This window comes from Catenuloplanes niger (genome assembly GCF_031458255.1).
Classification (GTDB): Bacteria; Actinomycetota; Actinomycetes; order Mycobacteriales; family Micromonosporaceae; genus Catenuloplanes; species Catenuloplanes niger.
On sequence record NZ_JAVDYC010000001.1, the window covers coordinates 7676695 to 7696091 of the forward strand.

Genomic DNA, 19397 nt, shown 5'->3' on the forward strand with positions numbered 1-19397 from the left:
ACCCCCGGATGGAACGGAACTAGCCTCCTAGGACGACTGAGGGGGTGTGGCCCGCGCGAATGAACGTGACCGATCGAGCGGGAGTCCTTGCCTCACGTGCCCGCGCGGCGGAACAGTGGACCTCGGCCGTCTTCTCCTGAGGAGGTTCCCATGACCTCGCCCGCCATCGATCTGACCGATCGGGTCAAGCGCGTCCTCGGCCTGGCCCACGCCGAGGCCACCGCGAGCCGCAGCGGCGTCATCGCGCCGATCCACCTGATCCTCGGCGTGCTGGGCGCCCGCGGCCCCGGCGCGCAGCTGCTCCGCGACCTGGCCGGCGGCAAGGCCGTGGTCGCCGGCGCGATCCGCCCGCTGCTGCTGACCGGGCGCGACCCGTCCCCGGCCAACCTGCCGTTCACCCCGACCGCCGAGGTCGCGCTGAGGCACGCGCTGGACGACGCCCGCCGCACCGGCGACCCGCGCACCGGCACCGAGCACCTGCTCCTGGGCCTGCTGCACGCGATCGCCGACCCGGTGACCGCGACGCCGGCCGACACGGTGCTGTCCCGGGCGCTGGCCGTGGTCGGCGTCGACCACCCGGCGGCGCTGCGCCTGGCCCGGTCACGCCGGGCATAGCGCCCTAACCGAGCAGCGGGAACGTCGCGATCGGATCCCAGCGGTACTCGGTGCGCATCGCGTCCTGCTCGACCTCCACCAGGTGGATCTCGTCCACGGTGAACGGGGCCCGGCTCGGCCGCACCTTGCGCCGCACCAGGCTCTGCACCCGGCCGGAGTCGCCGCTGCCGTTCGCGTAACCCAGCGTCAGGTGCGGCGGCATCGCGTCGAACTCGACCGCCTCCAGGCCGATCGTGTCCTCCACCGCGGCCCGGATCCGCGTGTAGACCTCGTGGAACGGCTCGCCCGGCAGATCGCCGTCGACGTCCAGCACCACCGCGTTCCGGGTGGCCAGCGCCGGGCCGGCGGTGAGCGTCATCGGCCCGAGACCCTCGAGATAGGTGCCGACCGTGCGGATCAGTCCGCGCCGCTGCCGGTCACCGACCTCCTCGGCCGCCACACCGGTCACCATGTGCAGCGTGATGTGCAGCCACTCGTCCTGCACCAGCGTCAGGAAGGGGAACTCGTCGAGCACGTCCCGGTAGTCCTGGATCAGCGCGTCGAGCTCACCGTTCAGGTCGAGCGACGGGAGCAGGTAGAAGTGCAGGCGCGTCTGCTCGTCCGGCCAGATCCGGCTCCCGGACATGAACTTCTCCACGCAGGCACCCCTTCCGGCCGACCACATCATTCTGCGGGCGGGGTCGCCGCGGTCCACGAGCCCCGCCCAAGAATGCCGTACCGGTCACGTCCGCGGTGGCCCCACGAAGATCATTCGTCCAGCTAAAGACGCTTTTGTCGGATCAATGATCACCTCTTCGGCGGTACGGCAGCGCGTCCGCGGGCGGCCACCGGACCGGTCCCGCCGCTCGATGCGTGCGCGCGGCCGGGTGCCCGAACCGTCACGTGGGCCTGGACCTGAGCCGGCGCAGCATGCGGGGGTCGGTGAAGCCGGCGGCGTGGGCCGCGGACTCGACGGTGGCGCCGTGGGCGATCAGGTGCTCCGCGCGCTCCAGGCGCAGCTGCTGCTGGTAGCGGAGCGGGGTCAGGCCGGTGGCGGCCCGGAAGAGGCGGGTCAGCGTGCGCTCGGCGACGCCGGCCGCGGCGGCCAGCGTGGCCAGCGGCAGCGGCTCGGTGAAGCGGGCGTCGATCAGGTCCTGGGTGCGGTGCACGGCGTCGCTGAGGTGGGCGCGGTGCCGGAGCATGGCACTGGCCTGCTGTTCGTCGCCGTTACGGCGGGCGTAGACGACCATCGCGCGCGCCACCCGGGCCGCGACGGCCGGGCCGTGCGCGGCCGCGACCAGGTGCAGGGACAGGTCGATGCCGCTGGCGATGCCGGCGGACGTGACGACCCGGCCGTCGACCGTGAAGAGCACGTCGCGCACCACGATCGCGCGCGGATGGCGGCGGGCGAGCTCGTCCTGCAGCTCGTGGTGGGTGGTGCAGCGGCGGCCGTCGAGCAGGCCGGCCCGGCCGAGCGCGTCCGCCCCGGCGCAGACGCTGGCCACGGTGCCGCCGGCGTCGTGGTGGGCGCGCAGCCGGTCCAGCGTGGCCACCGACAGCGGCCCGGTGCCGGCCAGCGTCGGGGACGCCCGCCAGCCGGGCACCACGACCAGGCCGGCGTCGTCCGGCCAGTCGAGCGAGGCGCGGACCGGCAGCCCCTGCGCGGACCGGACGTCCTCCCGCTCGGCCACGAAGTGCAGCCGGTAACCGGCGGTGTCGAAGACCTGGGCCGGGCCGGCCAGGTCGAGCAGGTGCACGCCGGGCACGAGCAGGAAGACGACGCCGGTCACCGGCCCACGACCTCCGCCACGGTACGGATGGTCGCGAACCGCCCGGCCAGCGCGTACTCGGTGCGTTCGACGATCGCGGCGGTGCCCAGCGTGCGCGGGTCGGCCAGGATCTCGTCCCACGGGCGGTCGGCGGCCGAACGGTGCGGGATCGGGAACGTCGCGGTCGCCTCGGTCACGAACACGACGTCGTACCCGAGGTCGGCGGCGACCCGGGTGGTGGTCTCGCAGCACTGCTCGGTCTGGATGCCGCAGACGGTCAGCTCGCGGATCCCGGCCACGGTCAGCAGCCGCTGCAGCTCGGTGCTGGTGAACGCGTTCCGGGTGGTCTTCGTCAGCACCGGCTCGCCGGGCCGCGGCTCCAGGCCGTCCATCATCCGGACCAGGCCGGACGCGGGATCGAACGGGCCGCCGGTGCCGGGCTCGGCGTGCAGCACCCAGATCACCGTGTCGCCGCGGTCGCGCGCCGCACCGACCAGCCGGCTCACCCGGTCGGCGACGTCCGGGACCGAGACGGACGCCCAGCGCGGGCCCTGACGGAACGACTCCTGCACGTCGACGACGATAAGCGCTTGTGTCATGCTCCGATCCTGACAACACGTGACCTGCGCGAACAGGCACGATCCCGTCCGGGAGCGGAACGATCCGGTCAGCCCTCAACGGTCCGAACCTCTGGCCGTGACCCGCGTGCGGCGGTTCCGGGCGCCCTGCTGCGGGGCGCCCGGAACCGGCCGCCGATCAGCTGGGCGACTCGCCGCGGTCGCCGGACCACGCGGTGTGGTAGGTGCCGGCCCGGTCGACCCGGCGGTACCCGTGCGCCCCGAAGTAGTCGCGCTGCCCCTGGATCAGCGCGGCCGGCAGCCGCTGCGCCCGCAGCCCGTCGTAGTAGGCGAGCGCGGAGCTGAAGCCCGGCACCGGGATGCCCAGCCAGGTCGCGGTGGACACCACGCGCCGCCAGGCCTTCTGCGCGTCGGCCAGCGCCTCGCGGAAGTACTCGTCCGTGAGCAGCGTCGGCAGGTCCGGGTTCGCGTTGTAGGCGGACCAGATCCGGTCCAGGAACCGGGCCCGGATGATGCAGCCACCCCGCCAGATCCGGGCCATCGCGCCCATGTCGATCTTCCAGCCGAACTCGGCGGACGCGGTCGCGATCTGGTGGAAGCCCTGCGCGTACGCGACGATCTTGGAGGCGTAGAGCGCCTTCTCGATGTCCTCGACCAGCGCGCGGGACGCCTCCCGGGCGCCGGGCGGCGGGCCGGGCAGCTCCCGGGCGGCGGCCCGGAGCTCGGACTGGCCGGACAGCGTGCGGGCGAAGACCGCCTCCGCGATGCCCGGGACCGGCGTGCCCAGGTCCAGCGCGGTCTGCACGGTCCAGCGGCCGGTGCCCTTCTGCTCCGCGCGGTCGGCCACCACGTCCACGAACGGGCGGCCGGTGTCCGCGTCGACCTGGCCCAGCACCTCCGCGGTGATCTCGACCAGGTAGGAGGCGAGCCGGCCCTCGTTCCAGCCGGCGAAGACCTCGGCGATGTCGTCCGGCACCAGGTTCGTGGCCTTGCGCAGCAGGTCGTACGCCTCCGCGATGAGCTGCATGTCCGCGTACTCGATGCCGTTGTGCACGGTCTTGACGAAGTGCCCGGCGCCGTCCGGGCCCACGTGCGTGCAGCAGGGCCGGCCGTCCACCCGCGCCGCGATGCCCTCCAGGACCGGGCCGATCTCCGCGTACGCCTCGGTGGAGCCGCCCGGCATGATGCTCGGCCCGTGCAGCGCGCCCTCCTCGCCGCCGGAGATGCCCGCGCCCACGAAGTGCAGGCCCTTCTCGCGCAGCGCCTCCTCGCGCCGGATGGTGTCCGCGAAGTTCGCGTTGCCGCCGTCGACGATCATGTCGCCGGGGTCGAGCAGCGGGGTGAGCTCGTCGATCACCCGGTCCGTCGGATCGCCGGCCGTGACCATCACGATGATCTTCCGGGGCCGCGCGATCGCGCCGACGAACTCGGCGGCGGTCTGCGCGGGCAGGAACGCGCCCTCGTGCCCGAACTCCTCGATCAGCTCCTTGGTGCGGTTCTCCGACCGGTTGTGCACCGCGACCACGTGGCCGTGCCGGGCGAGGTTACGGGCGAGGTTGCGGCCCATGACCGCCAGACCGGTGACACCGATCTGTGCCAGCTCCGTCATGCTCTTGTCCTCCGGGTCCTGGTGAATCTGCAGCGGCTGACCTGGTTGCCGACTCATACGGGAATGCGTCGCCGGAGAGTTCAACTTCGCCCGGAATATTCCTCGCTGGGTTACTCGTTCGGGTGCTCCTCCTTCTCCAGCCGCCGGTACGCGGCTATCTTGCCGTCGATCACGTCCAGCGCCCGCCGCTGCTCCGCCATCTCCCGCAGCACGTTCCGCCGGTGCTCCTGGAGGATCCGCAGCCGCACGCCCGCCCTGGTGGAGTCCACGAACTGCTGCACCTGACGGATCGGCATCCCGCCCCGGCGCAGGCAGATCAGCACGTCCAGCCACCCGAGGTGCGCGTCGGTGTAGACCCGCCGGCCGCCGGCGGTCCGCTCCACGTCGTTGAGCAACCCGGACCGCTCGTAGTACCGCAGCGTGTCCAGCGTCAGCCCGGTCTTCTCGGCCGCCTCGGCCGGCGTGTAGGTGACAAGGTCCATGAAGGACATTCTTCCGCTTCGCGGCGAGTTCATGATTTTCCCGCTCCCGGCGTGGTCGCTTCGGGCGTGCTCCCGCGGGCACCGGTCGTCGCCAGGGCTCCTCCCTGCCGGTCCCGGTGTGGGGAACGGCCCGGAGCTCGCCACGCTGTCGGTCCCGGCGTGGGGAACGGCCCGGAACTCGCCTCCCACGCCGTGATCGGCCGGCCACGTCGGCACCGGGGCTACCCGCGCAGCGCCGCGATCGCGGTCATCTCCGCGTCGGAGAGCGGGCCGCGGGCCTCGGCCGCGACGCATTCGGCCAGCTCCGCGCGGTTCCTCACGCCGAGCACCACGGTCGCGACGCCCGGTGCGGTCAGCGCCCAGCGGTGGGCCAGCGCGGCGGGGGACTCGCCCCACTCGGCCGCGAGCGCGCGGAACGGCGCGGCGCGCGCGAAGTCGACGGCGGCCGGGTGGTCCGGGGTCGCCGGGCGGTCCAGCGACGAGGCGAGCGAGCCGGCCGCGACCGCGCGGATCGCGATCACCCCGACACCGGCCGCGTTCGCGGCCGCGACGATCTCCGCGTTGCGCGACGGGACGTCGTCGTAGATCCACATGTCGCCGTTCATGTCCAGCGCGTTCACGATGACCTGCGCGTAGTCCGGCCGGTGCGCGGTGCTGCCGATCGCCTCGACGATGCTCTCCGGGTGACCGACCGCGGTCAGCCCCCACGACCGGATCTTGCCGTCGGCGCGCAGCCGGTCGAACGCGGGCGCGACCTCGGTCGCGTACCGGTCGTAGTCGAGCGTGCCCTTCGGGCCGTCGGTGCCGGCCGGGCGCAGCTGCGTGTGCAGCAGGAACATGTCGACCGAGTCCCGGCCCAGCCGGCGCAGGCTGGCCTCCAGGCTCTCCACCATCCGCGCCACCGGGTCGCTGAACTCGTCGTCGTGCAGCTGCGCCTTCGTCGCCAGCAGCGCGTCGCGCCCCTTCAGCGCCTCGCCGGCGACCCGCTCGGCCTCGAAGTCCGGCCCGTAACTCGGCGCCACGTCGACCAGCGTGATCCCGGCGTCCAGCGCCGCGTGCACGGTCGCGACCGCCTCCGCGCGGCTGGTCTCGCCCCAGACCGCACCGATCCCGCCGCCGCCCAGCGTGAGCGCGCTGACCTGCCCGAGCGGTCCGAAGTCCCTGGTACGCATCGTGCTTCCTCCCGTGTCACGTGCCCGCGCCGGGACCGGGCCGCCGTCATGTCGTCGCACGCGACATGACGGACGCCCCGGTCGCCGGGAAGGCCGTCGATGTGCCGTCGCGTACCGACGCTATGACCTGGAGCGCGCTCCAGGTCAAGCGACGTCGTGCGGGCGGAACTGGACGCTGACCCGCGGGCCCACCGGGCGGGCCGTCTTCGGGATCGCGTGCTCCCAGGTGCGCTGGCAGGAACCGCCCATCACGATCAGGTCGCCGTGGCCGAGCGGGAACCGCAGGCTCTCCCCGCCGCCGCGCGGCCGCAGCATCAGCGTGCGCGGCGAGCCGAACGAGACGATCGCGACCATGGTGTCCGACGTGGCCGACCGGCCCAGCGTGTCGCCGTGCCAGGCCACGCTGTCCCGCCCGTCACGGTAGAGGCACATGCCGGCCGTGGTGAACGGCTCGCCGAGCTCCGGCGCGTAGTGCCGGGTCAGCCGGGTGCGGGCCGCGGTGAGCAGCGGGTGGGGGAGCGGCTCGTCCGCGCCGAACCACCGAAGCAGCCGGGGGACGTCGACCTGCCGCTCGTACATCCGCACGCGCTCGGCCCGCCAGCCGATGTCGCCGAGCAGCGTGTCCAGCACCGCGTCGGATCCGGAGACCCAGCCGGGCAGGTGGTCGACCCAGGCGCCGCGGGTGAGCGGGTGCCGGACCGCGTCGCGCAGGTCGCCGAGCACCGGGCCGGCGCCGGACGCCATGTCGAGCAGGGAGGGCTGGTGGGCCATGCCGCCGATCCTAGCCGCGTTCGAACACGCGTGCCAATCAGCTGGCCTGGAACGCCTTGGCCACCGCGTCCCGGACCGTGGCGAGATCCGGCGTCCGCATGCCCCGCTCGTCGGCGAGCTGCCGCAGCGACGTCATCGACACGTCCGCGAGACCGCAGGCGACGAACGTGTCGAAGACCGACAGGTCCGGGTCCACGTTCAGCGCGAACCCGTGCGTGGTGACGCCGCCACGGATCCGCATGCCGATCGACACGAGCTTGCGGTGGTCCGGCGTCCACACGCCGACCAGGCTCGCCGCGCCCTTCGGCGTGTCCCGCCGGACCGCCTCGAAGCCCAGCGTGCCGACCGCCTCGATCAACGAGTTCTCGACCAGCCGGATGATGTCCACCGGCCCGCGCTGCCGCTCCCGCAGGTTCACGATCAGGTAGCCGACCAGCTGACCCGGGCCGTGGTAGGTCGCGTGCCCGCCGCGGTCCACCGGCACCGTCGGGATCGCGCCGAGCGGGCCGGGCAGCTCCTCCGGCGGCGTCAGGCGGCCATAGGTGATCACCGGCGGATGGGTGAGCAGGAACAGCCGGTCGGGTGCGCGCCCGTCCCGGCACTCGTCCGCCCAGCCGGTCATGGTGGCGCCCGACTCGTCGTACGGCACCTCGCCGAGATCGACCCGCAGCAACTCACTCATCGGGCCTCCCGGCGGCATGGTCGTGTGTGTCCCGCACAGCTCACGACGCGACGCTACCAGCGCGACCGTCAACAGACCATTGACAACCCCGGCGGTACGTGGAGAGCATCGCCACCATGCGTCCCTACGACGAGGTGCGCGCGGTGCTCGCCGCGCCCGGTCCGCCGGCCGCCGAGGCCCTGGCCGCGCTCGGCCGGCTGCCCGCGCTCCGCGCCGAGCTGGACGCGGCCGAGGCCGCGCTGATCGAGGCGGCCCGCGACGGCGGCGCCGGCTGGTCGGCGATCGCGTCCGCGCTCGGCCTGTCCTCCCGCCAGGCGGGCGAGCAGCGCCTCGCCCGGCTGCGGCGCCGGATCGCGGCGTGTCAACATTCCGTTGACACGCCGCTGGGCGACCTCGTCGAGGCCGTGTCCGCGGCGGGCGCGGCGATCGCCGCCGACCCCGGCTGGGACGACCGGCACCCGGCGGCGGCGCTCGTCCGGCAGTGCCTCGGCATCGCCGCCGGGCTGCGCGTGAGCGATCCACCAGGTGGCCTCTACAGCCTGGTCAGCGACGTGCTGAACGATCTGCGCGGGTGGGACGAGGCGACGCTGCCGGACGCCCAGCGGGCCGCGATGGCCCGGCTGCGCTCCGCGGCCCGGGAGGCCGGAGTCCGGCCGGGTTGACTTCGACGGGCTCAACTATCAGGGTTGAGCCGGTGGAGCTCACGTCGGATGGACGCCGCAACGCCGTCCTGCTCTCCACCTCCGCCGCGCTCTACGCGGCCCTCCACCTCCCCCACTCCGGCGTCCCGGCGCCTTCCGGCGTCCCGGCGGGCTCCGGCGGCACGGCGGGTTCCGGCGGGGCGGCGGGCTCCGACGGTGCGAGGGCTTCCGGTGGCGTGGCGGCTTCTGGTGGCGTGGCGGCTTCTGGTGGCGCGGTGGGTTCCGGTGGCGCGGTGGGTTCCGGTGGGGCCGTAGGTTCCGGCGGTGTGTGGGCGGCGTGGGCGGTGGGGGCGGGACATCTGCGGCGGAAGCCCGGGCTCGGCGCGATCGTGCTGGTGGCGACCGCGGCGATGGCGGCGGCGGCGCTCGGCTCCGGCGTGCTCTACGCGATGATCGACGAAGGGCTCGGCCGTGACCCGGCGTTCGCCGGCGTGCTCAGTTCGGTGCAGGGTGGCGGCGCGATCCTCGGCGGTCTGCTGACCGGCCGCCTGCTGGCGTCCCGCGGCGATCGGCGCCCCGGCGGGACGCTGCCGTCCGGCGAGACGCTGCTGGCCGCGTGCGGTGCGGTGCTGGTGGGAGCGGCACTGCTGATGCGGGCCGTGCCCTGGTCGCCGGCCGTGATCGCCGGCAGCCTGACCCTCGGTCTCGGCCTCCCCTGGACGGTTGTGGCCGCGTTCACCGCGGTCCAGCGTGGCACGCCCGGACCTCGGCTCGGTCGCGTCTCCGCCACCGCGACCTCGCTGATCTTCGCGACACCCGCGATCGCGACCCCCGCCGCCGCGGGCCTGCTTCCGGTCGCCGGCTACCGCCCGATCCTGCTCGCTGCCGCCGTCCTCGCCCTCGGCGCCGGAGTTCTCTCGTTCACCCGCGCCGCACCGTTCCGCCCGAGAGGCTGATGTGAGGTGCCGCGCCCGCGGCCGGTTTCCGTCCGCGGCCTCCCGGTGCGGGAACGAGGCGAGCTGCGGCCGGTGCCCGTCCGCAGGCTGGCGGCGCAGGACAGGGGCGTGGGGCGGCCGGTTCTCGTCCGCGGCTTCCGGGTGCGGACCCGGGAAAGGTGCGGCCGGTTCCCGTCCGCGGGCTTCCGGCGCCGGGTCCGGGCGCGGCACGGCGGGTGTTCGGGGCGGCCGCCGGTGCGCCGGGCGGCGTGGCCGGCGTGGTCAGCGTGCGGGAGGGGGCGCGGTGAGCAGGTGCTGGGCCTGGGCGAGGGATTCGAGGACCAGGCGGCGGACGTGGGTGCCGTTCAGCCGGTAGAGGACGCGGCGGCCGTCGCGGCGGGTGGTGACCAGGCCGGCGAGGCGGAGTTTGGCCAGGTGCTGGGAGACGGCGGGGCGGGCGGCGGTGCCGAGTGCGGCGGTCAGCGCGGTGACGTCGCGTTCGCCGTCGCGAAGATGCCAGAGCAGACGCAGCCGGGTCTCGTCGCCGAGCAGGCGGAGCGCGGCGACGGCGGCACCGAAGGCGGCCTCGGCGGCGGTATCGTCCTGGTCGCGTGCGTACATGAGCACATAGGATGCCACTCCGGTGGGTTTCCCGGCGACCCCGCGCCCGCGTGATTCCGCTCAGGGCGGAAGGTATTCACCTGTCAGCGGAAGTGGTCCGTTTTGAGCCGTTCCCGCACTGTGAAAGATCTTCACTGCGGTAGGGTGAGTCATGCGGCAGAGCGCCTGCCCGAGCCACTGCATGGCAGTCACCGAAGAGTCGGGTGACACAGCGAGAGCCCATGCGATCGCGGCCAAGAGGCTTACCTCAGCGCAACCCTGGGGACAAAACGGGCGCATCTGCCGCTGTGGTGCTGGTGTTTCAACAGTGCTGCACTGGTGGCGCTGTGGTTGAAGTGCTGCTTGTGCCGTACGTTTCAGCGGGAGTGCATGGGAGCCCGCAGTGAGGACGTGATGGGCATGTTTGAGCGGTTCACCGACCGAGCGCGTCGGGTTGTCGTCCTGGCTCAGGAAGAAGCCCGGATGCTCAACCACAACTACATCGGCACCGAGCACATCCTGCTCGGTCTCATCCACGAGGGTGAGGGCGTCGCCGCCAAGGCCCTGGAGAGCCTCGGGGTCTCACTGGAGGGCGTCCGCCAGCAGGTTGAGGAGATCATCGGTCAGGGGCAGCAGGCCCCGAGCGGGCACATCCCGTTCACCCCCAGGGCGAAGAAGGTGCTGGAGCTGTCGCTCCGCGAGGCCCTTCAGCTGGGGCACAACTACATCGGTACGGAGCACATCCTGCTCGGTCTCATCCGTGAGGGTGAGGGCGTCGCCGCGCAGGTGCTGGTCAAGCTGGGCGCCGACCTCAACCGGGTCCGCCAGCAGGTCATCCAGCTCCTCTCCGGTTACTCCGAGGGCAAGGGCGGGGCGGCCACGGCCGGCACCGCGCCGGGCGAGTCCGCGCCGTCGACCAGCCTGGTGCTGGACCAGTTCGGCCGGAACCTCACCCAGGCCGCCCAGGAGGGCAAGCTCGACCCGGTCATCGGGCGCGAGAAGGAGATCGAGCGGGTCATGCAGGTGCTGTCCCGCCGTACCAAGAACAACCCGGTGCTCATCGGCGAGCCCGGTGTCGGCAAGACCGCCGTGGTGGAGGGCCTGTCCCAGAAGATCGTCAAGGGCGAGGTGCCCGAGACGCTGAAGGACAAGCAGCTCTACACGCTGGACCTCGGCGCGCTGGTCGCCGGCTCGCGGTACCGCGGTGACTTCGAGGAGCGCCTGAAGAAGGTGCTCAAGGAGATCCGCACCCGCGGTGACATCATCCTGTTCATCGACGAGATCCACACGCTCGTCGGTGCGGGCGCGGCCGAGGGCGCGATCGACGCGGCGAACATCCTGAAGCCGATGCTGGCCCGGGGTGAGCTGCAGACGATCGGCGCGACCACCAACGACGAGTACCGGAAGTACATCGAGAAGGACGCGGCGCTCGAGCGCCGTTTCCAGCCGGTGCAGGTCGGGGAGCCGTCGCTGGCGCACACCATCGAGATCCTCAAGGGTCTCCGCGACCGGTACGAGGCGCACCACCGGGTGAGCTTCACCGACGCGGCGCTGGTGGCCGCGGCCACGCTGGCCGACCGCTACATCTCGGACCGCTACCTGCCGGACAAGGCGATCGACCTGATCGACGAGGCCGGCGCCCGGATGCGCATCCGCCGGATGACCGCGCCGCCGGACCTGCGCGACTTCGACGAGAAGACCGCGGAGGTGCGCCGCGCGAAGGAGTCCGCGATCGACGCGCAGGACTTCGAGCGGGCGGCCCAGCTGCGCGACCAGGAGAAGCAGCTGCTCTCCCAGAAGGCGCAGCGGGAGAAGGAGTGGAAGGCCGGCGACCTGGACGTCGTGTCCGAGGTCGACGACGAGCAGATCGCGGAGGTGCTGGGTAACTGGACCGGCATCCCGGTCTACAAGCTCACCGAGGAGGAGACCTCCCGGCTGCTGCGCATGGAGGACGAGCTGCACAAGCGGGTCGTCGGCCAGCTCGACGCGGTCAAGGCCGTGTCGAAGGCGATCCGGCGTACCCGGGCCGGTCTCAAGGACCCGAAGCGCCCGTCCGGTTCGTTCATCTTCGCCGGCCCGTCCGGCGTGGGTAAGACCGAGCTGACGAAGGCGCTGGCGGAGTTCCTGTTCGGTTCCGAGGACGCGTTGATCCAGCTGGACATGTCGGAGTTCCACGACCGTTACACGGTGTCGCGCCTGGTGGGTGCGCCTCCCGGTTACGTGGGTTACGACGAGGGTGGCCAGCTGACCGAGAAGGTCCGCCGCAAGCCGTTCTCCGTGGTGCTCTTCGACGAGATCGAGAAGGCGCACCCGGACGTGTTCAACACGTTGCTGCAGATCCTGGAGGACGGTCGCCTGACCGACGGTCAGGGCCGGATCGTGGACTTCAAGAACACGGTGATCATCCTGACGACGAACCTGGGTACGCGTGACGTCGCGAAGGCGGTGTCGCTCGGTTTCCAGGCGTCGGAGGACCAGGAGTCGAACTACGAGCGGATGAAGCAGAAGGTCAACGACGAGCTGAAGCAGCACTTCCGCCCGGAGTTCCTCAACCGTATCGACGACACGATCGTGTTCCACCAGCTGCAGCAGGACGAGATCCTGTCCATCGTGGACATCTTCGTCTCGCGTATCGAGGGCCAGCTGAAGAACAAGGACATGGCGCTCGAGCTGACCGACAACGCGAAGAAGTACCTGGCGAAGAAGGGCTTCGACCCGGTGCTGGGTGCCCGGCCGCTGCGCCGGACGATCCAGCGTGACGTCGAGGACAACCTGTCCGAGCGCATCCTCTTCAACGAGCTGCGCCCCGGTCACATCGTGGTCATCGACTGCGAGGGCGACCCGGAGAAGATCGACGAGTCCAAGCTCGTCTTCCGGGCCTCGGAGCGTCCGGCCGAGGTGCCGGACGCGGTCCCCGCGGATCTCGGCACGGCGCCGTCCACCGAGGAGTAGGTCCGGCACGACCCCGACGAAGGCCCCCATCCTCCCCCCCGAGGATGGGGGCCTTCGCGCACCCCCCAGTGCGGCAAAGACCGTGCGGAGCGAATCAGCCAGGCCCGAGGTAGCGGCAGGATGTCGCATATCCGCCGCTGTGGGTGTACGAGAGCGTCGCGTGGTGCAGGCTCGTCGCGTACATCGTCGGCATCCGATCTGTCGTACCGGCCGGCGCGTCTGCCGCGCCGCTGTCCTGAAGAAGACATTGGCCGCTGGGATGTCCCGCCCGATGCGGGCTGGTGTCCCGGCGTCCCGGAGCTTTCGGCACTTCCGCCCGGCCGAGCGGCGCACGCGGATGCCGGAACCTCCGGTCGTCTCGGGACATCCGTCCCATGGATCCGGGCCACCGGCGGCGTGCAGGATGAGCCGAAGCCCCGTGACCGATCCGCAATCCCTTCAGATACAGGAGATCCCGATGTCCACTGAGGCCACGCACGCGATTTTCGCGGTCGCCGCGAACAACGCCTGGGTGCACGTCTACCGCGACGTCAAGACGCTGCTCGCGGAGACGGACATGGGCGCCGGCCACGAGCCGACCGTCACGAACACGATCGAGTTCTTCAACGCGTCCGGCAAGCGCCTGCTGCCCGCGTTCGGCCGGGACTGGACGCTGGTCGACCTGACCGAGAGCGGCGACCCGGCCGACCCGGACGCGGTGCACGCCCGGATCACCACGGTCATCGAGCGGACCAAGACGATGATCCGCGAGCACGCCGACGACTTCCGCCAGGCCGGCTTCGACCCGGAGCAGACCATCGCACAGCTGCCCGCGACGTCCGGCCGGTCGCTCGCCGACATCGCCGACGACCTGGAGCCGAACTTCGGCGCGCTGACCGACCCGCCCGCGGTTCGGTCGCTGGTCATGATGACCCAGGGCAGCGCGCTGCACATGCTGCTCTGCCACAGCTGGTAAGCAGTCTCCCCACCATCTGCATAGGAGTCACGTTGCCCAGGACGCGTGGTTGGCTCGGGACTCCGAGTGGCGCCATAGCCGCGGCGACCTTCGTCATCGCGGTGCTGTCCGTCATCGGCCAGATCACCAGCGACAACCCGTACGCGCTGGACTTCATCGGGTTGAACGCGGCCATCGCGGTCGCGTTCACCGCGGCCGGCATGCTCGTGCTCACCGGCGCGCCCCGGCACCCGGTGGGCCTGCTGATGACGGCCGGTGGGCTCAGCGCCGCGATCTCCGTGCTCGCCGGTTCCTGGACCGGCAGCGTGATCCTGGTGTGGCTCAGCAAGTGGCTGTGGTGGCCGCCGTTCGGCCTGGTCCTGTTCGCGCTGCTGTTCTTCCCGGACGGGCGGCTGCCGTCCCGGCGGTGGCGGCCGGTCGCCTGGGCGCTCGGCGCCGCGGTGCTGATCTCCACCGTGGGCCTGGCCGGCGTCGCGGCGGACCGGCCGTACGCGTTCCTGATCGAGTTCAACCCGGAGTACACGACACTCGGCCGGGCGTCGCTGCTGGTGGCGCTGATCGGCGTGGCCGTCACGCTGACGCTCGGACTGGCGATCGTGGGCTCGCTGTGGGCACGGTGGCGCGTGGCCGAGGGGGACACGCGCCGCCAGCTCGCCTGCCTGATCCCGGCCGCGATCCTGATGGTCATCGGCATCGGGCTCGACTCCGGGCTCGGCTTCCCGCTCGGCTTCCCGCTGATCGCGGTCGCGGTGCCGATCGCGATGGCGGTGGCGATCCTGCGCTACCGGCTCTACGGGCTCGACCGCGCGGTCAACCGCACCACGGTCTGGCTCGTGATGACGCTGCTGGTCGTGGTCACGTTCGTCGCCCTGGTCACCGCGCTGCGGATGGTCCTGGTCGGCGACACCGGCAGCACCAACGCGTCGCTGGTCGCCACCGGGCTGATCGCGGTCGGGTTCGAGCCGGTCCGCCGCCGCGTCCAGCAGAGCGTCGACCAGCTGCTGTACGGCGACCGGGCGAACCCGTACAAGGTGATCGCCGCGCTGCTCGACCTGCTCCGGCACACCGCGGAGTACGGCGACGTGCTGCCCCGGCTGACCAGCGCGGTCGCGGAGTCGCTGCGGCTGCCCTACGTCGCGGTGGCGCTCAGCGACACCGACGGCACCCGGATCGTCGCGGAGCACGGCGAGCGCGGCGACCACCTGGAGACGTTCGCGATGCAGACGCACGGCACCGAGGTCGGCCGCCTGCTGATCGGCCGCCGCAGTCCCGGCGCCCGGTTCACCGTCCGGGAACGCCGGCTGCTCGCGGACGTCGCGCTCAACGCGGCCATGGCGGCCGAGGCCACCCGGCTCATCCAGGACCTCCGCCAATCCCGGGAGCGGCTGGTGATGGCCCGCGAGGAGGAACGCCGCCGGCTGCGCCGCGACCTGCACGACGGCGTCGGGCCCGCGCTGACCGGCATCGCCATGCAGGTGCGGGCCGCGCGGAAGCTCTCCGGACCGTCCAAGGTGGGCGACCTGCTCGACGGGCTCACCGGCGACCTGCAGATCTGCACCGCGGAGGTCCGCTCGCTGGTCACCGCGCTGCGGCCGCCGTCGCTGGACCGCGGGCTGGGCGAGGCGCTGCGCTCCGAGTGCCAGCGGTTCGACACCGATGGCCTGGAGGTCACGTTCGAGTCGGACGGTGACCTGACCGGGCTCCCGGCCGCGGTCGAGGTCGCCGCGTACCGGATCGTCTCCGAGTCGCTCAACAACGTGGCCCGGCACGCCCGCGCGTCGCACTGCCGGGTGTCGATCACCCGCACCCGGACGCTGGATCTGGAGGTCATCGACGACGGCATCGGACTCGCGTCGTCGGACAACGGCCGGGCCGGCGTCGGCCTGCAGTCCATGCGGGAACGCGCGGAGGAACTCGGCGGCGAGTGCGTCATCGCCTCGACCGTCCCGCACGGCGCCGCGGTCCGCGTCCACCTGCCGATCGCGGTGTCGGTCTAGGCACCGGCCGAGCCGCGGAGCCCGGGGGAAGGCGCGGCAGGTGTAACCAAGACGACAGTGAGCGGGGAAGCGGCTGGTGGGGGTGCCGGCCGCTTCCCCCGGTGTCGTCGCGCCGCGATCTGCAGGGCTGCGGAACGTACCGGAAAGCGATCTTTTTCGGTTGCCGGGCGCCGGGATCGACGGGGGCGGTTCCGATGTTGGTCACGCGCGCACTATCGTCTTCTGCTTGGCAGAGGCGGGGACTGGGGGAACCGCCGGAGGAGGCCGGGAAACCGAAGGCGGCGTTGCATGGCCCAGACGAAACGGGTGCTCGTGGTGGACGACCACCCGGTGGTGAGGCGAGGGCTGCGCGCCATGCTGGAGGGCGAGAGCTGGGTCTCCGAGGTGCTCGAGGCCGCGTCCGTGGCGGACGCGGTGCGGGAGGCGGTCGCCGGTCAGGCCGACGTGGTGGCGATGGACTTCGCGCTGCCGGACGGCGACGGCATCGAGGCGACCCGCCGGATCCTCGCGGCCCGGCCCGCCGCCCGGATCGTGATGCTGACCATGACGGACGACCACGACGTCGTCCTCAAGGCACTCAACGCCGGCGCGGCCGGTTTCGTGGTCAAGGACGACGACCCGGACGTGGTGATCGACGCGCTGCGCACCGCGGGCAACGGCGGCGTGGTGCTCGGGCCGTCGATCACCGCGACCGTGCTCGGCGGCATGAACCGCGGTGCCGGGCGGGAGCTGCCACCACCGTTCGACAAGCTCACGCCGCGCGAGCGGGAGATCGTGGCGCACCTGCTGACCGGTGAGGCGAACGTGGAGATCGCCAAGCATCTGACGGTCAGCGAGAAGACGATCCGCAACCAGCTCACCGCGGTCTTCGCGAAGATCGGCGTCACGGACCGGACGCAGGCCGTGCTCCGCGCGCGCGACGCGGGTCTGCCCGCGGCACACTGATCCGGCGTCCGTGCCCGCCGTCGCCACGGCGGGCCCGAACGCCTCGATCAGCGGGTCAGAGGACGGGTGGTGCGGTGGTCGGGGTCGTCGTGAGCGCCTCACGGAGGCTGCGGATCTCGTCGGCGATGGAGAGGAGAGCGCGGACATTGGCCTCGGCGATCAGGCGATCGCCGGCCGGGTTCGCGGACGCCTCCTCCAGGATGCGGAGTGCCTCTTCACGGTTGTTCCGGTGGTCGACCATCGAAGCTCCTCAGGGCCGCGGCGGGCGGGTCTGCCTCCATCCAAGCGGGATCCGAGCCGGTACGCAGCAGGAGAGCCGATCATTTTTTGCGCCGTTCATCCCGGCAGGCCCGGCCGGCGCAGGTAGAGCCAGGCGTGCCCGCCGGCGTCCGCGGTGATCCGCCGGAACGCGGCCGGGTCGGGCGGGCCGTCGCCGCCGGCGATCGCGTCCCGGAACAGCGCGTCCGGCACCACGAGCGCGAACGCGGCGTCCCGGTGCTCGGCCAGCGCGGACCGCACCGCCGCAGCCTCGAGCAGCGCGGTGAGCGCGGCCTCGGCCGGCGCGGTTCCGGGCGCCGGCGCGGTACCCGCCGCCAGGCTGCGGTGCAGCGCGAACCGCATCCGCGGCCGCTCGTCCGGCGCGTGCGAGACGGCCGTGGCCAGCGCGGCGGCCACCCGGGCCACGTCGGTGCCGGCGGCCAGCGCGGCGAAGCGGGCACCGTCCGGTGCGGTCAGCGCCTGCCGTGCGCCGAGACCGCTGCCCCGCGCGAGCCGGGCCAGCACGTCCGCGACCGCGAACCCGCCCCGGCCGGTCCCGGCCACGTCGGCGCCGCCGGATGCCGGCGCTGCCCAGCGGTCGCCGGAACCCGGTGCGTCCCAGCCCTCGCCGGTGCCGGCCGCGTCCCGGCCGGGGGCGTGCGGGCCCGGCGCCGCGGCCAGCCACAGCAGCGTCGCGGGGGCAGGCGCGGGGGAGACCGGGACCGGCACGGAGAACCGTCGCGGCCGCGGTGTGCCGGGCCGGTGCCGGCCGGGGCCGCCGCCGGTCAGGTCCACGTCCACGGACACGAGGCCGAGCAGCGTGGACACGCCCTCCGGGATCTCCAGGAGCGCGTGACCGGCCAGCTCGCGCGGCAGGTCCGGGATGGTCCGGTGATCGGTGAAGCGCCAGCCGAACCGGGCCGAACCGGCACCGTCCACGGCCGCGGCCCGGTCGGCGGGCCGGATCCGGCCGGCGAGCGCCCGGTGCGCCCGCCAGCCGATCGGCGTGGTCGCGTCGCCGTCCGGCGGCAGGCCGAACTCGCCGGGGTCCGCGTGCACGGCCAGCGCCCGCACCGGGTCCGGATGCCGCAGGTCGACGGTGAGCCGCGCGCCCGCGTAGCGTTCACCGCGCCGGAGCGGCGGCAGCGTGAGCGGGAAGATCGCGCCGGCGAACCGGGCACCCCGCGCGGCACGGGCGCGCAGCGACGCGGGCAGGTCGGCGGCGGGCACCGGATAGAGCAGGGGACGTCCGCCACCGGTCCGGACCGGTCCGGGCGGTGCCTGTCGTTCGGGGGATCTCGCCACCATCGGGTGCCTCCGCGTCAGCGTTCCGGCACCCGAGTCTGGCACCGCGCCCGACGGCGGGACAACGACCTGCGCAAATGACGGCCGAACGGCGTACCCCATTCCGGCTGGCCGGCAAGGCACCCACCCACGGCCGCGGGCATGCCCGCGGCCGTGGAGCGCGGGTCAGCGGCGGAGCGTCGGTGCCAGCGCGCCGCGCCGGCGGGCCGGCGGGGCGAAACCGTCGTCGTCCTCGTCGGGCAGCGCGTCCGCGCGGGACCGGCGCATCACGGTCACCAGCAGCGCGCCGCCGACGCCGGTCATGCCGACACCGACCACGATGATCAGCGGGCCGAGTCCGTTGAAGAACGTGGTCTGCCCCTCCGCGGTGGTGAGGTCGACCCCGGCCGCTTGGTCTCCCGGCCCGGCGGCCGGTGCGTCGGTGTCGTCCTCCTGCGCGGCGCCGGCTTCGGCGGTCTCCTCATCATCGGGGCTGGGCTCACCGGTCTCTTCCTCGTCTGCGGTGCTGTCGTTGTCGTCCGGGTCGTCCTGGGCGGCGTCGCCGGAGTCCTCGTCATCGGTCGCGCGGGCGTTTCCGGTGCCCTGCAGCACCTGCCGGTTCGCGGACGCGCGGTCGAGCCGGTCCCCGGCCGCGTCGAACGCCTCGCCGATGAAGTCGACGCGCCCGTCCGGCGCGGTCCGGAAGAACGTAACCCGGTAGCGGACCTGGATCCGCTGGTTCTCACAGAGCTGCGAGTTCACCGGTACGACCGGCACGCTGGACACCGCGTCGTCGGTGAGCTGCACCGTGTTCAGCGGGATCCACACGCCGTCCTCGTTGACCGCGATCTCGATCTCGTCGCGTTCGAGGCCGCTCATCTGTACGGTCATCAGCGTCTGGACCCGCACACACCCCTCGTCGGTACGGGTCACCCGCAGCGTCGCCTCGCGGGGCACGTCGTCGGTCGCCAGGTCGTCGGAGATGCGCAGATCGACCTGACCGGGTTCGGCGTGGGCGGGCGCGGCCGCCAGAACGACGCCCCCCGCCAGGCCGGCGAGTGCGGCGCCGACCCGCAGCGACCAGCTCGGCCCGCCGGCCGCGCGTGCTCTGCTCCTCACGCGAAACGCCTCCTCTGTCGTCTCCGGGCAGGCAGACCGCGCCGGTCCACCCGA

19 protein-coding genes are annotated in these 19397 nt (G+C 72.9%); 7 read left to right on the forward strand and 12 right to left on the reverse strand.

Annotation, left to right across the window (positions count from 1 at the left end):
- Positions 1-150: 150 nt before the first annotated feature.
- Complete coding sequence (locus J2S44_RS33610; protein WP_310422245.1) at positions 151-615, forward strand: Clp protease N-terminal domain-containing protein; 465 nt, start codon at positions 151-153, stop codon at positions 613-615.
- 4 nt (positions 616-619) lie between these two features.
- On the opposite strand, the gene J2S44_RS33615 is transcribed toward J2S44_RS33610, so the two are convergent.
- From J2S44_RS33615 to lipB, 8 genes are all read right to left on the reverse strand, one after another.
- Positions 620-1252: a 2'-5' RNA ligase family protein gene (locus tag J2S44_RS33615; RefSeq protein WP_310422248.1), complete on the reverse strand. Its 633-nt coding sequence runs from the start codon at positions 1250-1252 to the stop codon at positions 620-622.
- 241 nt (positions 1253-1493) lie between these two features.
- Positions 1494-2384: a GlxA family transcriptional regulator gene (locus tag J2S44_RS33620; protein ID WP_310422251.1), complete on the reverse strand. Its 891-nt coding sequence runs from the start codon at positions 2382-2384 to the stop codon at positions 1494-1496.
- Positions 2381-2962 (reverse strand): cysteine hydrolase family protein, encoded by a 582-nt coding sequence (locus tag J2S44_RS33625; RefSeq protein WP_310422253.1) that lies wholly within the window; start codon positions 2960-2962, stop codon positions 2381-2383. The genes J2S44_RS33620 and J2S44_RS33625 overlap by 4 nt, the downstream gene beginning before the upstream one ends.
- A gap of 157 nt (positions 2963-3119) precedes the next feature.
- Complete coding sequence (gene gnd / locus J2S44_RS33630) at positions 3120-4550, reverse strand: NADP-dependent phosphogluconate dehydrogenase (RefSeq protein ID WP_310422255.1); 1431 nt, start codon at positions 4548-4550, stop codon at positions 3120-3122.
- 110 nt (positions 4551-4660) lie between these two features.
- Positions 4661-5032, reverse strand: coding sequence for a MerR family transcriptional regulator (locus tag J2S44_RS33635; protein WP_310422258.1), 372 nt, complete (start codon positions 5030-5032; stop codon positions 4661-4663).
- A 221-nt stretch (positions 5033-5253) separates the two neighbouring features.
- Entirely contained in the window at positions 5254-6204 is a 951-nt protein-coding gene (locus tag J2S44_RS33640) for an aldo/keto reductase (protein WP_310422261.1), read from the reverse strand.
- Positions 6205-6348: 144 nt separating this feature from the next.
- Complete coding sequence (locus J2S44_RS33645) at positions 6349-6975, reverse strand: alpha-ketoglutarate-dependent dioxygenase AlkB (protein WP_310422264.1); 627 nt, start codon at positions 6973-6975, stop codon at positions 6349-6351.
- Between the two features lie 37 nt (positions 6976-7012).
- Positions 7013-7657 carry a lipoyl(octanoyl) transferase LipB gene (gene lipB / locus J2S44_RS33650; protein WP_310422267.1) on the reverse strand — a complete coding sequence of 215 codons (645 nt, stop codon included), beginning with the start codon at positions 7655-7657 and terminating at the stop codon, positions 7013-7015.
- A gap of 116 nt (positions 7658-7773) precedes the next feature.
- Here lipB and J2S44_RS33655 point away from each other — a divergent pair, with 116 nt between their 5' ends.
- Positions 7774-8319 (forward strand): hypothetical protein, encoded by a 546-nt coding sequence (locus tag J2S44_RS33655; protein WP_310422270.1) that lies wholly within the window; start codon positions 7774-7776, stop codon positions 8317-8319.
- Positions 8320-8642: 323 nt separating this feature from the next.
- Positions 8643-9254 carry a hypothetical protein gene (locus J2S44_RS33660; protein ID WP_310422273.1) on the forward strand — a complete coding sequence of 204 codons (612 nt, stop codon included), beginning with the start codon at positions 8643-8645 and terminating at the stop codon, positions 9252-9254.
- A gap of 261 nt (positions 9255-9515) precedes the next feature.
- Here the strand turns inward: J2S44_RS33660 and J2S44_RS33665 are convergent, their stop codons facing one another.
- A complete protein-coding gene (locus J2S44_RS33665; protein ID WP_310422276.1) occupies positions 9516-9854 on the reverse strand; it encodes an ArsR/SmtB family transcription factor in 339 nt (112 codons plus the stop codon).
- 399 nt (positions 9855-10253) lie between these two features.
- Between J2S44_RS33665 and J2S44_RS33670 the strand changes: the two genes are divergently transcribed.
- The 4 genes from J2S44_RS33670 (at position 10254) to J2S44_RS33685 (ending at position 16682) form a co-directional block, all read left to right on the forward strand.
- Positions 10254-12785: an ATP-dependent Clp protease ATP-binding subunit gene (locus J2S44_RS33670; RefSeq protein WP_310430060.1), complete on the forward strand. Its 2532-nt coding sequence runs from the start codon at positions 10254-10256 to the stop codon at positions 12783-12785.
- A 457-nt stretch (positions 12786-13242) separates the two neighbouring features.
- A complete protein-coding gene (locus tag J2S44_RS33675; RefSeq protein ID WP_310422278.1) occupies positions 13243-13740 on the forward strand; it encodes a hypothetical protein in 498 nt (165 codons plus the stop codon).
- A gap of 32 nt (positions 13741-13772) precedes the next feature.
- On the forward strand, positions 13773-15737 hold the full coding sequence (locus J2S44_RS33680) for a histidine kinase (RefSeq protein WP_310422281.1): 1965 nt from the start codon (positions 13773-13775) through the stop codon (positions 15735-15737).
- Between the two features lie 288 nt (positions 15738-16025).
- Complete coding sequence (locus J2S44_RS33685; RefSeq protein ID WP_310422284.1) at positions 16026-16682, forward strand: response regulator; 657 nt, start codon at positions 16026-16028, stop codon at positions 16680-16682.
- 55 nt (positions 16683-16737) lie between these two features.
- Here J2S44_RS33685 and J2S44_RS33690 read toward each other — a convergent pair whose 3' ends face one another.
- The 3 genes from J2S44_RS33690 to J2S44_RS33700 form a co-directional block, all read right to left on the reverse strand.
- Positions 16738-16923, reverse strand: a complete 186-nt coding sequence (locus J2S44_RS33690) for a hypothetical protein (protein ID WP_310422287.1) — start codon at positions 16921-16923, stop codon at positions 16738-16740.
- A 95-nt stretch (positions 16924-17018) separates the two neighbouring features.
- Complete coding sequence (locus J2S44_RS33695) at positions 17019-18248, reverse strand: hypothetical protein (RefSeq protein WP_310422290.1); 1230 nt, start codon at positions 18246-18248, stop codon at positions 17019-17021.
- A 162-nt stretch (positions 18249-18410) separates the two neighbouring features.
- Positions 18411-19343, reverse strand: a complete 933-nt coding sequence (locus J2S44_RS33700) for a hypothetical protein (protein WP_310422293.1) — start codon at positions 19341-19343, stop codon at positions 18411-18413.
- Positions 19344-19397: the final 54 nt, after the last annotated feature.